The 14,480-nt window shown below is 66.8% G+C and carries 10 protein-coding genes; 8 read left to right on the top strand and 2 right to left on the bottom strand.

The features are described 5' to 3' along the window. Positions 1-4: 4 nt before the first annotated feature. Positions 5-2,098, bottom strand: coding sequence for a TonB-dependent receptor domain-containing protein (locus E8M83_RS09190; RefSeq protein ID WP_137173065.1), 2,094 nt, complete (start codon positions 2,096-2,098; stop codon positions 5-7). A gap of 146 nt (positions 2,099-2,244) precedes the next feature. Here E8M83_RS09190 and E8M83_RS09185 point away from each other — a divergent pair, with 146 nt between their 5' ends. From E8M83_RS09185 to E8M83_RS09175, 3 genes are all read left to right on the top strand, one after another. Beyond that, complete coding sequence (locus E8M83_RS09185; RefSeq protein WP_137173064.1) at positions 2,245-2,979, top strand: response regulator; 735 nt, start codon at positions 2,245-2,247, stop codon at positions 2,977-2,979. After that, positions 2,979-4,331, top strand: coding sequence for an ATP-binding protein (locus tag E8M83_RS09180; RefSeq protein ID WP_137173063.1), 1,353 nt, complete (start codon positions 2,979-2,981; stop codon positions 4,329-4,331). The genes E8M83_RS09185 and E8M83_RS09180 overlap by 1 nt, the downstream gene beginning before the upstream one ends. A gap of 611 nt (positions 4,332-4,942) precedes the next feature. After that, complete coding sequence (locus E8M83_RS09175; protein WP_137173062.1) at positions 4,943-6,127, top strand: DUF2325 domain-containing protein; 1,185 nt, start codon at positions 4,943-4,945, stop codon at positions 6,125-6,127. A gap of 1 nt (position 6,128) precedes the next feature. Here the strand turns inward: E8M83_RS09175 and E8M83_RS09170 are convergent, their stop codons facing one another. After that, on the bottom strand, positions 6,129-7,379 hold the full coding sequence (locus E8M83_RS09170; RefSeq protein ID WP_137173061.1) for an aminotransferase class V-fold PLP-dependent enzyme: 1,251 nt from the start codon (positions 7,377-7,379) through the stop codon (positions 6,129-6,131). 162 nt (positions 7,380-7,541) lie between these two features. Between E8M83_RS09170 and E8M83_RS09165 the strand changes: the two genes are divergently transcribed. From E8M83_RS09165 to E8M83_RS09145, 5 genes are all read left to right on the top strand, one after another. Continuing rightward, the gene (locus E8M83_RS09165) at positions 7,542-8,501 is read left to right on the top strand and encodes a LysR substrate-binding domain-containing protein (protein ID WP_137173060.1); all 960 of its coding nucleotides are present in this window, start codon (positions 7,542-7,544) and stop codon (positions 8,499-8,501) included. A gap of 186 nt (positions 8,502-8,687) precedes the next feature. Further along, a complete protein-coding gene (locus E8M83_RS09160) occupies positions 8,688-10,505 on the top strand; it encodes a cell wall metabolism sensor histidine kinase WalK (RefSeq protein ID WP_137173059.1) in 1,818 nt (605 codons plus the stop codon). Then, positions 10,502-10,918 carry a response regulator transcription factor gene (locus tag E8M83_RS09155; protein ID WP_137173058.1) on the top strand — a complete coding sequence of 139 codons (417 nt, stop codon included), beginning with the start codon at positions 10,502-10,504 and terminating at the stop codon, positions 10,916-10,918. The genes E8M83_RS09160 and E8M83_RS09155 overlap by 4 nt, the downstream gene beginning before the upstream one ends. Then, entirely contained in the window at positions 10,908-12,434 is a 1,527-nt protein-coding gene (locus tag E8M83_RS09150) for an HD domain-containing phosphohydrolase (protein WP_137173057.1), read from the top strand. Before E8M83_RS09155 ends, E8M83_RS09150 begins: the two co-directional genes overlap by 11 nt. Before the next feature lie 2 nt (positions 12,435-12,436). Beyond that, positions 12,437-14,470: an ATPase, T2SS/T4P/T4SS family gene (locus E8M83_RS09145; RefSeq protein ID WP_170976750.1), complete on the top strand. Its 2,034-nt coding sequence runs from the start codon at positions 12,437-12,439 to the stop codon at positions 14,468-14,470. Positions 14,471-14,480 lie beyond the last annotated feature (10 nt).

The raw sequence follows: 14,480 nt of genomic DNA, 5'->3' as shown, positions 1-14,480 counted from the left end.
GGATTTAGAAGCGTGTGGTAATGCCCAGCCACAGGCGGCGGCCGTCGCCGACCGTGTTGTAGGTCAGCTCGTCGAGGCGCTTGTCGCTGACGTTGAACAGCGCGGCCTTGATGGCGACGTTGCGGCTCCAGTCATAGGTCATGCCGATGTCGCCGATCGTGTAGTCGCCGTATTCCCTGGCGCCGTTCGGCAGGGTCACGCCGTTGCTTCCCGAGCGCGCGGCGGCGTTGATTTCCTTGCCGTTATAGGTGACCGAGGCCCACAGGTCGAGCGCGTCGGTCAGGTTCCAGTCGGCGCGCAGCGTGCCGCGGTGCTTCGGCGTGCGGGTCAGCGCATAGCCGGCGTAGGCGCCGCCCTTCTGCTCCGAATCGGTATAGGTATAGTTCGACTTGAACGCCAGCGTGCGCACCGGCTGCCAGGTCAGGCCCAGCTCCAGGCCCTGGATCGTGGCGTCGTCGATGTTGTAGCTGTACCAGAGGCGGTAGTTCGGGTCTTCCGACCAGCGCGCGATCGACCCGTCGTCGTTGTAGATCAGCGCATTGGCCACCTTGTCCTTGAAGTCGGTGTAGAACAGGGTCGCATTCGCCTGGATCCCGGCCTTGTTGTTGAAGTGCGCGGAGAGCTCGTAGCTGGTGCTGGTCTCGGCCTTCAGGTCCGGGTCGCCGATGATCACGCCGCAGGTGCCGGTCGGGCCATAGGTGCAGCCGCCGCCGCCGGTGGTATAGGCGTAGCCCGGCGCGATATTGCGGATCTCAGGGGCGCGAAAGCCACGCGAGATGCCGCCCTTGATCGTGACCGCGTCGCTGGCATGCCACACGGCGTACAGGCGCGGCGACCAGTGATTGCCGTAGATTTCATGGTCGTCGGCGCGCAGGCCGGCGGTCAGGGCCAGGGTGTCGGTGATGCTCCATTCGTCTTCGACGAACAGCGCCTTCTGGATGATGCTGAAGTGCTCGTCGACGCCGCTGCGGCGGCCCGGATTCTGATCCAGCAGTTCGCCGCGGTTGTACTGGCCGCCGACCACCAGGAAGTGGTCGCCCATGCGGGCATTGAGCTTCGCGTCCAGCACCGTGTTCTTGATCTCCGGCGCACGCTCGTTGCGGATGTAGTTCCCACTCCGGTCTTGGGTATGGGTCTCGCGCTGGCCCTTTTCCTGGGTCAGGGCGACTTGCGAGGTGGCCCAGCCCCAGCGGCCGTTGTGCGACAGCGACCAGTGGTCGCGGCTGTGTTCCTGGCGCGAGTTCGATGCGGTCGGCGCCAGCACGCGGCCGGCCGAGCTGTGGCGTTTCAGTTCACTCTTGCCGGCTTCGAGCAGCACATCGTGCTGCGCGTTCGGGGTCCAGGCCAGGCGTGCGGTCAGGTCGCGGTCCTTGGCGCCGTTGAAGCCGTTCAGGATCTCGTCCTCGGTGCGCTTGTTCTGCTTGCCCCACAGCTGCAGGCCGAGGACGTTGCTGGCAACGGGTCCGTTCAGGAAGAACTGGCCCTGGGTCGAGTTGCCCGAATCGCCGTGCTCCTGCAGGGTGCCGTCGACACCGAGCGAGCCGCCCCAGGCCTTGGCGACCTTGCGCGTGATGATGTTGATGACGCCACCCATGGCGTCGGAACCGTACAGCGACGACATCGGGCCGCGCACGACTTCGATGCGCTCGATCGCCGCCAAAGGCGGAATGAAGCTCTGCTCGTAGCCGGCGTTGCCGTTGGTGCGCGCATCGCGGGTCGACTGGCGCTTGCCGTCCACCAGGATCAGCGTGTATTGACCAGGCAGGCCGCGAATCAGGATATCCTGTTCGTTGGCGACACCGGTGACGGTCACGCCTTGCACATCGCGCAGGGCATCGGTCAGGTCGCGAAAAGGGCGCTTCTCCAGGTCTTCGCGGGTGATCACGGTGATGCTGGCGGGAGCGTCGGTGGCCGACTGCTCGAAACCGGCGGCAGTGACCACGACGGTCGGCACGGTGCCGGATGCGCCGGCGGCTTGCGGGTTGAAATCGGGCGCTTCAGGTGCATCCGGCGCCGCGTGGGCGCTCATGGCAAGGGCGCCGTGGAGTGCTGCCGCCATGGTCGTACGCTTGAACCATGCCGTTGTCGTGTGCTGCATACGCTGTCGTTCTTTCCGTCGTTCAAAATTTCTGCTTGCGGCGAACACCTATTGCCAGGACCGTTCGTCGCGAATGATAATGATTATCATATGCAATTAACCGTCAGAAAGTTTGTCAAGTTGTGGCAAACCTTGATCACCCAGCAATGAATACAGTGTCCACTTCCCCTTCCCGCATCCTCGTGGTCGATGACCACGCCGACATCCGCGACCCGCTCGCCGCCTTCCTGCGCCGCCACGACCTGGAGGTGATGACCGCGGCCGACGCCCAGGCGGCGCGCGCGCTGTTGCGCGAACACCGGATCGACCTGGTAGTGCTCGACATCATGCTGCCGGGCGAGGATGGCCTGTCGCTGTGCCGCCACCTGGCCGAGACCAGCGGCACGCCGGTGATCCTGTTGACCGCGATGGCCGGCCAGGACGAGCGCGTGGCGGGGCTCGAGATCGGCGCCGACGACTACGTGACCAAGCCCTTCGATCCGCGCGAACTGGTGGCCCGCATCAAGGGCCTGCTGCGGCGCTTGAGTCGCGCCGCGACCGGTTGGCCGGGCCGCCGCTATGCCTTCGGCGACTGGACGCTGGACATGGACAAGCGCGAGCTGCGCGATGCGGGCGGCGAGCCGGTGGCCCTGAGCAGCTCCGAACTGCGCCTGCTCGGCGTGCTGGTCGAACGTGCCGGCAAGGTATTGAGCCGCGACGAGCTGCTCGACCTGACGCGCGACGGCGAGGTGCAGAACTTCGACCGCAGCATCGACAGCCAGGTGAGCCGCCTGCGCAAGAAACTGGAAAGCGATCCGCGCCGCCCCCGCCTGCTCAAGACCTCGTGGGGCGACGGCTATGTGTTCACCGCCGACGTCAAGCCGCTGCCGGCGGCCGGCTGATGCGCCTGATCCCGAAGACCATGGGCGGCCAGCTGGTCGCCACGATGCTGCTGGCCGTGCTGCTCGCGCACGCCGCCGCGATCATCGTGCGCCAGATGACGCCGGACGCCATGCATCCGCTGGCGGCGCGCTATATGCTTGACCGCATGGCCGGCGTCTACCAGTCGCTGCGGCTGGCGCCGGAAAAAGCAGAAGAGCTCTTGGCGTCGATCGGCACGCCGGCCACGCGCTTCTGGCTGGCCACGAGCGCCAGCGCCGACAGCCCGGCGATGAGCGAGGCCGAGCACCAGCAGGCAAAGGCGCTGGCCGACCGCCTGCCGCGCGCACCGGCCCCGCGCAGCTGGGTGCAGCTGACCGACCACGTGCCGGGCGCCGATGGCGTGCGCAAACCGGGGATGCTGGCCTCGGTCCAGCTGCCGGACGGACGCTGGCTGGTGGGCTACCACCAGTCGCCCAGCGGCAGTCCGTGGTGGCGCCCATTGCACTTCTCGGTCCCGGTGAGCACCCTGCCGGTGCTGCTGGTAGCGCTGCCCTTCATCGGCCGCATCCTGCGTCCGATCCGCGCGCTGGAGCGCGCCGCCGAGCGTTTCAGCCGCGGCGAGCATGACGGCCCGCTGCCGGTGACCGGCCCGCGCGAGGCGCGCGAGCTGACGGCCGCCTTCAACACGATGGCCGAGCGCCAGCAGCGCTTTAATGAAGACCGCACGCGCATGCTGGCCGCGATCAGCCACGACCTGCGCACGCCGATCACCTCCTTGCGGGTACGGGTGGAGCTGATCGACGACCCAGAACTGCGCGCCGCAATGATCCGCACGCTCGAGACGATGGGCCTGATGGTGGAACAGACCCTGCGCTTCGCGGCCGAGGAATGCATCGGCGAGCCCTCGCAAGACATCGACCTGGCCGCCCTGATGCACGACCTGGCAACCGAACTGGCGCGCCCCGGCAAAAGCATCCGCTACGCCGGCCCGGCGAACCTGCCCTACCGCTGCCGCCCGGTGGCCCTGCGCCGCGCCCTCGGCAACCTCGCCGAAAACGCGATCCGCCACGGCACCGAAGTAAGGCTATGCGCCAGCGTCGCGCAAGACCGCAACGACGTGATGCTGGCGGTAATCGACAACGGCCCCGGCATCCCCGAGGACGAGCTGGACCGCGTTTTCGAACCTTTCGCCCGCCTCGACAGCGCCCGCTGCCGCGACACGGGCGGCGACAACGGCCACGGCAGCGCCGGCGGCAGCGGCGTCGGCCTCGGCCTCTCGATCGCCCGCTCCTGCGTCGAAGCCCACGGCGGCACCCTCACGCTCACCAACACCCCCCCCGGCCTCACCGCCACCATCGCCCTCCCCACCTAACCCGCCAATCAGGGTCAGAGTAGAATTGTTGAGCAATTTCTCCGCCAGGCTGATAATGAGGGTCAGAGTAGAATTGATGGCCAAGATCGCAAAAGAAACACCAAAACGATCAACTCCCAGAGGTCCATTTTTTAAATAAATTGCAAAATAACTCTACTCTGACCCTCATTAATTTCGGGGTCAAATCGCTACACTCAGGACATTCTTCTCTCATAGGAGAAAATACTTCATTCAATACAAATTCTCGCTTTTAATTTCATAACGCTCGGCAATTAATCAGCGTTTAAATAATTAGGGTCAGAGTAGAATTACTGAGCAATTTCTCACCAAGCGCGGTTAATCGGGGACAGGGTCATCTTGGCTGGCAATTTCCTTCCAAAGGAATAATTAGGGTCAGAGTAAAATTAAAAGCAATTCTGGAGAATTGCTCAATAATTCTACTCTGACCCCGGTGGTGAACTGGGGGGGTGTGGGGGCGATGAATTGGCGCACGAGTGAAGATTTCGCTTGCGTGGCGTATTGGCTGATATAGAATGATGAATGAGAATCATTATCATCTGATCGAAGGCGCGCCGTTCGGTCTGCCACTACCTTGCGTCGAGAGGAACGACATGTGCGATAAACACGCTTCGAACGTACCCTGCCCTGCTGACGGCCCGCAGGGCTCGCGCCGGCGGCGCGTCTGGGAGCTGTCCCATGCCTGCCATTGCCCGCTGGTCGGGGTCGGGCTGCCACTGGGTGGGCTGCGCAAGCTGGTGGAGAAGGTGACGGGCGGGAAGGTATTGCACGACGATTACGATATCCACGTCGGCACCGTCAGCGAATGCGCGCTGCGCACTCCCGTCGCCGATGCGGTGCAGAAGGAACTCGAGCGCCGCTATGCGCAACATATCCAGCGCTTCCGCTCGGCCAAGACGACTGAGCAGGTCGAGGCCATGTGGGAAGCGGCGGTCGCTGCGGGCGATGTCGCCGGGGCGTTCTGGGCCGGGCTGTCGCATCCGCGCTGCAGCACCGCGCTCGAAGAGAAGATGTGCCGCGATATCCATATGGTGCAGCACCAGGCCGGCGCCTGCGCGCGCGCCGATATCAACAAGTTCAATGCGGTCGTGGCCGACAATGCGCGCCTCGAGCGCGAAGTGGCGCGCCTGCAGGAACGCTGCAATGCGCTGGGCCAGGAGAAGGCGCTCGAGGGCGAACGCCACGAAAGCCAGTTGCGGGCGGCGCGCGCGGCGACCATCGCGCGCGATGGCGACGTCCAGGTCCTGCGCGCCGAACTGGCGCGGCTGCAGGCCAGTATCCCCGAACTCGAAACGCGCGAGCGCCTGGCCGAACGCGTGGCGCAGATGGAAGCGCGCGAACAGTCCCTGCGCACGCAACTGGTCGAACTGAAGGCGGCGCGCGCACCGGCGCCGGTGCAAGAGACCGAAGCGGCCCCCACGCCGATCCAGGCGGTGCCGGTGGCGATGCCGGTGCGCCTGGAAAACCGCAGCGTATTGTGCGTGGGAGGCCGCAGCAGCAGCGTGCCGATCTATCGCAATATGATCGAGCGGGTCGGCGCCCAGTTCGCCCACCACGACGGCGGCCTCGAAGACAGCAGCAGCCAGCTCGATGCCAGCCTGGCCGCCGCCGACCTCGTGATCTGCCAGACCGGCTGCATCAGCCACAGCGCCTACTGGCGCGTGAAAGACCATTGCAAGCGCCACGGCAAACGCTGCGTCTTCGTCGATAATCCAAGCGTCTCGAGCCTGGTGCGCGGCCTGCAGGAAGCCGCCACCGAGGAAACCCAGCCCGGCTGAATCAGGTGGCCAGCGCGCGGATCGCCGCCACCAGGCGGTCCAGCTGCGTCGTGGTCGTGAAGTACGAGGGCGTTACACGGATGCAGCCGCCGCCCACCGGCCCCTCGCGCGCCACCGTGAAGATGCCATAGCGATCGAGCAGCGTGCGCGCCAGCGCCACATTGTCCTCGAACGAAGTCTTGTCTTTCAGGCGGAATGACGTCAAGGCGCCCGCCATCCCCGCGTCGTCCGGCGTCAGCACGTCGACCCGCGGCAGCTCGCGCACCCGCGTCACCCAGTAGTCGCGCAGCGAGCGCAGATGCGCGGCACGTGCGGCCAGCGGGATGCGCGCATGGAAGGACAGCGCCTTCGGGATCGTCATCACCGCCGCCACGTTCAGCGTCCCGGCATTCACGCGGGCGCGGATGTCGGCCGGTGGATGCTCGGTATTACCGCAATCGATGTCGATGTCCTGCAGGCGGCCGTCGCGGATATACAGGAAGCCCAGGCCGAGCGGCGCCCCGATCCACTTGTGCAGGTTGGCGCCGACGAAGTCCACGCCCAGGTCGGGGATGCGGAAATCGAGCTGGCCGAACGATTGTGCGATGTCGGCCACCACGTCCACGCCGCGCGCGCGCGCGATGCGCGCGATCTCGGCCACCGGCAGCACCAGGCCGGTGCGGTGGTTCACGTGGGTCAGCAGCAGCAATCGCGTGCGCGGATGCCGCTGCAAGGCATCGGCATAGGCGTCGATGACGTTCTGGCGCGTGGCCGGCTCGGGAATCGTCACCGACACCAGCCCCGCGCCGCGGTGCTTGGCCAGCGCGCGCATGGCGTCCATCACCGTGCCGTAGTCCAGGTTGCAGATCATGACCGTGTCGCCTTGTTTCAGCAGGCGGTAGTTCAGGATCAGGTTTTGCAGCGCCTCCACCGCGCTGCGCGTGATCGCGATCTCTCCAGGCGCGACACCGGCATGCGTCGCCAGCTGCGCCCTGATTGCCGCCAGGTCTTCGCGGTCGAAGCGCGTGCGCAGGTAGTGCGAGTTGTGGCGGTTCAGGTAATCGAGGTTGCGCTTGTAGTCGTCCAGCACCGGACGCGCCATGATGCCGTAGTAGCCGTTTTCCAGGTTGACGATGTCGCCGGCCACGTCGTAACTGGCGCCCAGGCCAGCGTCGTCGATCGCGGCGGCCGGCGCGGTCATTGCCCCACTTCCCAGCGTCAGGCCGGCGGCGGTGCGCAGCAGCTTGCGCCGGCGATACGCGAATGGTTGCATGAAGACTCCCGCAAGAATGGATATGCAGGAAAGTATAGGCAAGCGCTTGCCCGCCGGCGTGGGCCGCGAATGATCGTCCCATAAGCGCCATTGATACCCCGGCCACGGCATGCGCCCCGCCGGAGTAGAATCGGCTCACCATCACCATCGGAAACCCAGCCCATGCTCAGCCGCGACATCGAGATCTTCCGCACCGTGATGACCTCGGGCTCCGCCACCCGCGCCGCGAAGGTGCTGGGGCTGTCGCAGCCGGCGGTCAGTATGGCGCTGCGCCGATTGGAAGAACGCGCCGGCCTGGAACTGTTCCAGCGCCCGGGCGGCAAGCTGCAGCCCACCCAGCAGGCCCAGGCCCTGCTGGCCGAGGTGCAGCGCCACTTCGTCGGCATGGACGTCATCGAGCAGCGCATCCGCAGCCTCAAGCAGTTCGGCGCCGGCCGGGTGCGCATCGCCGCCTTTCCCGGCCTGGGGACGGGCTTCGTGCCGCGCGTGCTGGCCGACCTGGCGGCCGCCGGCACGCGCAGCATGGTGTCGCTGCAGGTCATGGGGTCGCAGGACGTGCGCAGCCAGGTGCTGCGCGACGAGGTGGAGCTGGGCATCGCGGCCCAGGACATCTCCACCGCCGGCGTCGAACATGCGCTGTTCGCGCACTACTTCGGCGTGGTCGCCCTGCCTGCGGGCCACCAGCTCGCGCGCCACAATGTGATCACGCCAAAGCAGCTGGCGCGCCATCCCTTCGTCGCCCTCCAGCCGGACGACGCGGTCAGCCTGCGCCTGGACGCGATCTGCCGCGGCCACGGCGTGCAGTTGCAGACCGCGGTCGAGACCTCGTACACCTTCAGCCTGTGCGAACTGGTGCGCAACCGGATCGGCATCGCCCTGGTCAATCCGGTCACAGCAAGCGACTACCTCGATGCAGGCCTGGTGTTTCGCCCGTTCTCGGAGCGGCTGGAGTTCACGGCGCTGACGATGTGGCCCGCCGGCCGTCCGCTGTCGCCGTTCGTGCGCCAGATGCTGGGCGCGATGCGCGCCCGGCTGCAGGTCGATATGGACAGCTTGCGCGCGACGATGCCGCACGGTGCAGGTACAGCCCTACTGCACCAGTTCCATTCTGTCATCGAGTAGAAATCGACAACATTGCCAGGAATACTACCCGCTTCGTGCAGATAGACCGGGATTAGTCGCAGAATACAACGATCCCGGCCACGGACCCGCGCACGATTGCAAATCTATTTGCCATCAGGAAACTCAGCACCTATAGTGGCCTCCTGCTCCCAATGTGACAATTTGCATTTTAAAAATCACGATCGTATGAAACTCAACCGCATCGGCATCATCCTGATCGCCTGCGCGCTGGCGGCGATTACGCTGGTCGTGGCGTTGCTGGTGGTACGCCAGCAGGACAGCCAGGCGGCGCAGGTGCGCATCAAGGGCGTGGGATTGGTGAAATCGCTCAGCACCGTTCCGATGGCGCTCCTGACCGACAACGGCAAGAGCGGCGGCCTGCTGGCCGCCCTGCTGGCTTATCACGACAACGGCGAATTCGCGTATGCCACCATTGGCGATGCCAGCGGGCGCACCCTGGCCGAAGTCGCGGGCCGGGGCAGCATGACCCCGGTCGTCCCCTTGCCCGCCGGCGCCGCGAATGGTTTCGGCGAGCGCGCGCTGCCGGCCAGCGAGGGCGCAGCCGCTCTGCGCGAGTTCTATGGCCCGCTGGCCGACCGCAGCATGGGCACGCTCTTCGTGCGGGTCGGTTTCTACCAGCCGCGCTACACGGTGCTGGCCCAGGACGTATCCTTCCTCGCGCTGTTGGCCCTGGCCATGTTCCTGGTCGTGCCGGTGGTCTATCTCGTCATCAAGCGCGAGATGCGTCCACTGGCCGCGCTGTCCACGCAACTGCGCACGCTCGCCGCTCCCGCCCGGCACGACAAGGCCGACAGCGGCGACATGCGTGAACTCATCGCCAATATGCAGGACTACCTGGCGCAGGCCGGCGCCCGCATCGCCCAGCTCGAACAGGGCGCCCAGAACGCCACGGCCGATAACCGGCTGCTGCAATACGGCAGCAAGAAGCTCAACGCGGCGCTGCAGTCGCTGCCCGACGGCCTGTTGATGCTCGACCCGGCCGGCGACGTCACTTTCGCGTCGGGCAAGATCGAGCCGCTGCTGGGCATTCCGATGGAGCGCATCGTCGGGCAACCGGTCGACAGCTGGTGCTGCGACCCGGCCCTGCGCGGCCTGCTGGCCCGCTACAGCGGCGATGTGCGTGACAATGCGCGCTCGCACGCGGTCGCCTTCGCGCCCGCCAATGTCGATGGCCGCCAACTGCAGGCGAGCGCGCAAGCGCTCAGCGGCGGCCACGGCACGATGTCCTTCGGCACCCTGGTGGTGCTGCGCGACGTCACCCGCGAACACCTGGCGCGCCAGGCAGGCAACGATTTCGTGGCCCATGTCTCGCACGAGCTCAAGTCGCCGCTCAATGTCATCGGCATGTATGCCGAGATGCTGGCCGACAGCGACGAGGAAAGCCTGCGCGTGGAGTCGCTCAATGTGATCCAGGACGAGATCGAGCGCATGAACGCGCTGGTCGGCAACCTGCTCAACGTCAGCAAGCTGGAAACCGGCAGCATGAGCCCGGAGCGCAACCGGGTGCGCCTGGACGACCTGCTGCGCGACGCCCATGACCAGGCCCTGCCGCGCGCCGAGGGCAAGCAGCTGCGCGTGCTGCTCGACCTGCCGCGCGAACTCGAGGCGGTGGCCATCGACAAGGACCTGTTCAGGATCGCGCTCAACAACCTGCTCACCAATGCCATCAAATACAACCGCCCCGGCGGCAGCGTGACGCTGGCCGCCCGCAATGAGGACAATGAAATCGTGATCAGCGTACGCGACACCGGCATCGGCATTCCAACCGCAGACCAGGGCCGTATCTTCGACAAGTTCTACCGCGTCAGCGAGAGCGACGCGCCGGTCAAGCGCGGCGGCCACGGTCTCGGCCTGTACCTGGCGGCCCAGATCGTGGAGCTGCACCACGGCCGCATCGTGCTCGACAGCGAGCCGGGCGTCGGCAGCACCTTCTCGATCCACCTCAAGATCGTGTCGGCTCCCGCCGGCGCCGCCGTACTGTGAGCGCGCGTCGCATCCTGCTGGTCGACGACGAGCCGCATGTGCTGCGCGTGCTGCGCCTGGCGCTCGAGCGCGAAGGCTACGCCGTCGCCACCGCGAGCGACGGCCACGCGGCGCTGGCCCGCATGGCCGAACAGCTGCCCGATGTCCTGATCAGCGACATCCAGATGGACGGCATGGACGGCCGCACGCTGTGCCCGCTGGCGCGCGCCACCTATCCGGACCACCCTTTCCTGATCCTGGTCATGACGTCGATGACGGCGCTCGACGAACGCGCCTGGGCGCGCGAACTCGCGCATACCGAATTCCTTGAAAAGCCCCTGAGTCCGCGCCAGCTGGTGGCGCGCCTGTCACGCCATTTTGCCGCCCTGGCGTCCACGCCCGGGCAACCGCCGGAGCCTCCCCATGCCGCATAAGCTGTTGCCGACCATCGACTTCACCCGTCACGCGCGCTGGCTGCAGCGCAGCACCGGCGGCGATCATGCGCTGGCCGTGTGCGACGCCGGCGGCGCCCCATGCTGGAGCGCGGACGGTCATGACGGCCTGGCGGACTGGCTGGCGCAGCTGAACGCCGGCGGCTTCGCCTGGCCGTGCAACGGCGATGGCATGCAGCGCCACGACAGCGGCGAATCGAGCCTGCTGTACCTGCCGATCAAGGCCAAGGGCCAGCCGATCGGCTTCCTGGCGGTGCGCTGCGCGGCAGGCGCCGGCGACGCTCCGTTCGCATGGGACGCGCTGGCCGAGGCGCTCGAAGACGTCGCCGCGGCGATCGGCGACGCCTGCAGCGTGCAGGGCGAACTCGACGCCATGGCCGACGAGCTGTCGGACCGCTACGAAGAACTGCACCTGGTCTACGCAATCGATCGCCAGGTCCAGGACATGACCAGCGGCGAGGATATCTTCGGCAGCCTGCTCGAGAGCTGGGCCGAACACATGGACGCCGACGTCGCCGCCTTCATCAAGCCGGGCGAAAACCTGTGCGTGTCGGCCACCAACCTGTCCCGGCCGATCCACAACCTCGACCTGGTGCTGGTGGAGATGCGCGGCGACCTGTATCGCTTCGCGCACTCGTCGCGCCAGCCGATCGTGATGAACGCGCCGGACGATCCGCGCCGCGCCTACATCTTCACCGACATGCCGTTCAAGATCCTGTGCTGCCCGGTGTTCCAGGACAAGTCGGTCGTCGCGATCCTGGTGCTACTGAACCACGCCCACAAGGAAGATTTCAGCAACAGTGACCGCAAGCTGGGCGAAGTGCTGGCCAACCACCTGTCCAGCCTGTCGCGCATGCACAGCATGCTGGCCGAGACGAGCAAGTTCAACCAGCAGATGGCGGCGGCGCTGATCGAGGCGGTCGAAGCCAAGGATCCGTACACCCGCGGCCACAGCGAACGCGTGCACCACATTGCGATGGAGATCGGGCGCGCGCTGCGCCTGCCGGCGCGCGAACTGGACAACCTGTTCTGGGGTTCGCTGCTGCACGACGTCGGCAAGATCGGCATCCCGGACGCCGTGCTGTGCAAGCCGGGCCGCCTGACGCGCGACGAATTCACCTTCATCATGGTGCACCCGGAACGCAGCTACGAGATCCTGCGCCACATCGACCGCCTGAAGGGCGCGGTGCCGGGCGCACGCCACCACCAGGAAAAGTACGACGGCACCGGCTATCCGCATGGCCTGGCCGGCAACGATATCCCGTACAACGCGCGCATCATTGCGGTAGCCGACACCTACGATTCGATCACCAGTTCGCGCGCCTACCGGGCCGGCCGCAGCCACGAGGTGGCGATGGCCGAGATCGCGCGCTGCGCCGGCACCCAGCTCGATCCCGGCGTCATCGCCGCATTCGAGCAGCTGTGCCGCGCCGAGCCGGGCTGGATCGCCGACTTCGGCATCGCGCGCGACCCGGCCGCGGCAGCCTGCGCGGCATGAGCATGGACACCGCATCCGCCGAACGGATCACCAGGAGCCGCATCGGCGCGATGACCTACCTGGCGCCGCTGACGGCGCTGGTGGCGGACGACGCGGTCCAGACCCTGCAGGCGGCGCTGAATGAATGCGTGGCCCGGCACCAGGTATCGATCGTGGTCGACCTGGGCAAGGTGACGCTGTTGTCGGGCCACGCGCTGGGCATGATGGCCGACATGGGCGAGCGCCTGGCGGCCCTGGGCGGCTGGCTCAAGCTGGCCTATCCGAATCCGCTGCTGCAGGACATCCTGGCCGCCACCGGCCTGCTCGATCAGCTGCCGCTGTTCGACGCCCGGCCGGCCACGCCGCGCCGCGCGCGCGAGCCCGGCAGCAAGCTGGGCGACATCCTGGTCGAACGCGGCGCCGCCAGCGCCGAGCAGGTGGCCGAAGCGGCGCGCCTGCAGGACCAGACCGGCAAGCGCATGGGCCTGATCATGGTCGAGCGCAAGTGGATCACCGACGCCGCGCTGTACCAGGCGCTGGCCGACCAGCTGTCGCTGCCCTACGTAAACCTGCGCACCGGCCTGTACGATCCGGGCGCGCTGGCGCTGATCGAACGCGACGTCGCGCGGCGCCTGAACGTGTTGCCGCTGTTCCGGGTCGGCGACACGCTGACGGTTGCCAGCGCCGAGCCCCAGGCCATCCACGCCATCGACGAGATCCGCACCCGTACCGGCAACCGGATCCGGATCGTGGTGGCGCCGCCGGCCGACATCCGGCGCCTGGCCGACGAAGCCTATGGCGGGGCCCTGCCCGACTTTATCCATACCGAGGCCAGCGACCTCGAACTGATCGAGTCGACGATCCCCGACGACTATACGCAAATCGACGAGATGGCCGGCGCCAGCCCGGTGATCAATATGGTCAACGCCGTGATCCAGCGCGCGATCCGCGACGGCGCCAGCGACATCCATATCGAGATATCGCGCAACCGCGCCCGCATCCGCCTGCGCATCGACGGCGTGCTGTACGAAGTCATGTCGCCCAAGGTCGACCAGCATCCGGCCATCGTCTCGCGCCTGAAGGTGATGGCCAACCTCGACATCGCCGAGCGGCGCCTGCCGCAGGATGGCCGCATCCAGGTCGCGACCCAGGGCCGCACGGTGGACCTGCGCTTTTCCTCGCTGCCCGGCATTTATGGCGAGAAGGTGGTGCTGCGGGTGCTGGACAAGAACCAGTCGATCCTCGACGTCGACAAGCTCGGCATGCAGGCGAATGCGGCCGGCGCCTTCAAGCGCCTGCTCGGACGCAGCCACGGGCTGATCCTGGTCACCGGCCCCACCGGCAGCGGCAAGACCACCAGCCTGTACGCCGCGATCAGCCATCTCAAGAGCATCGAGAAGAACATCGTCACGATCGAGGATCCGGTCGAATACCAGCTCGACATCATCAACCAGAACCAGGTCAACGACGCGATCGGGCTGACATTCCCGAAGATCCTCAAGCACGTGCTGCGCCAGGACCCGGACATCATCATGATCGGCGAGGTGCGCGACCGCCAGACCGCCGAGATCGCGGTGCAGGCCGCGCTGACCGGCCACCTGGTGCTGACCACGCTGCATACCAACGACACGCTGGGCGCGGTGTCGCGCCTGGTGGAGATGGGCGTCGAGCCGTATCTGCTCTCATCGGCCCTGATCGGGGTGATGGCGCAGCGCCTGGTGCGGCGGGTGTGCCAGGGCTGCCGCACCAGCTATCTCGCCACACCCGAGGCCACCGCCGCCTACCGCTGGCATGGCCAGGGCGACTTGCGCCTGATGCGCGGGCGCGGCTGCCCGGCGTGCTACGACTCGGGCTACAAGGGTCGGATGGGCATCTACGAGCTGCTCGAAGTCGGCCCGGAACTGCAGCGCATGATCGTGGCCAACGCCAGCAAGGACCAGCTGGCGGAGCAGGTGGCGGCCACCGGCCACCGCGACCTGTACGCCGACGGCATGGCGCGCGCCTTCGACGGCCACACCACGCCCGAGGAAATCGCGCGTGTCGTCCATTCGCTCTGACCCAGACCGC

This window comes from Massilia sp. HP4, assembly GCF_005222695.1.
Classification (GTDB): Bacteria; Pseudomonadota; Gammaproteobacteria; order Burkholderiales; family Burkholderiaceae_D; genus Telluria.
Note: the sequence above shows the minus strand (reverse complement) of the source record. Positions and strands in the feature narration are given on the sequence as shown.

Coding starts and splice junctions, on each gene's coding strand:
- E8M83_RS09190 (WP_137173065.1), bottom strand. CDS start 2,098: ATGCAGCACACGACAACGGCATGGTTCAAGCGTACGACCATGGCGGCA.
- E8M83_RS09160 (WP_137173059.1), top strand. CDS start 8,688: ATGAAACTCAACCGCATCGGCATCATCCTGATCGCCTGCGCGCTGGCG.
- E8M83_RS09150 (WP_137173057.1), top strand. CDS start 10,908: ATGCCGCATAAGCTGTTGCCGACCATCGACTTCACCCGTCACGCGCGC.
- E8M83_RS09165 (WP_137173060.1), top strand. CDS start 7,542: ATGCTCAGCCGCGACATCGAGATCTTCCGCACCGTGATGACCTCGGGC.
- E8M83_RS09170 (WP_137173061.1), bottom strand. CDS start 7,379: ATGCAACCATTCGCGTATCGCCGGCGCAAGCTGCTGCGCACCGCCGCC.
- E8M83_RS09175 (WP_137173062.1), top strand. CDS start 4,943: ATGTGCGATAAACACGCTTCGAACGTACCCTGCCCTGCTGACGGCCCG.
- E8M83_RS09145 (WP_170976750.1), top strand. CDS start 12,437: ATGGACACCGCATCCGCCGAACGGATCACCAGGAGCCGCATCGGCGCG.
- E8M83_RS09185 (WP_137173064.1), top strand. CDS start 2,245: ATGAATACAGTGTCCACTTCCCCTTCCCGCATCCTCGTGGTCGATGAC.
- E8M83_RS09180 (WP_137173063.1), top strand. CDS start 2,979: ATGCGCCTGATCCCGAAGACCATGGGCGGCCAGCTGGTCGCCACGATG.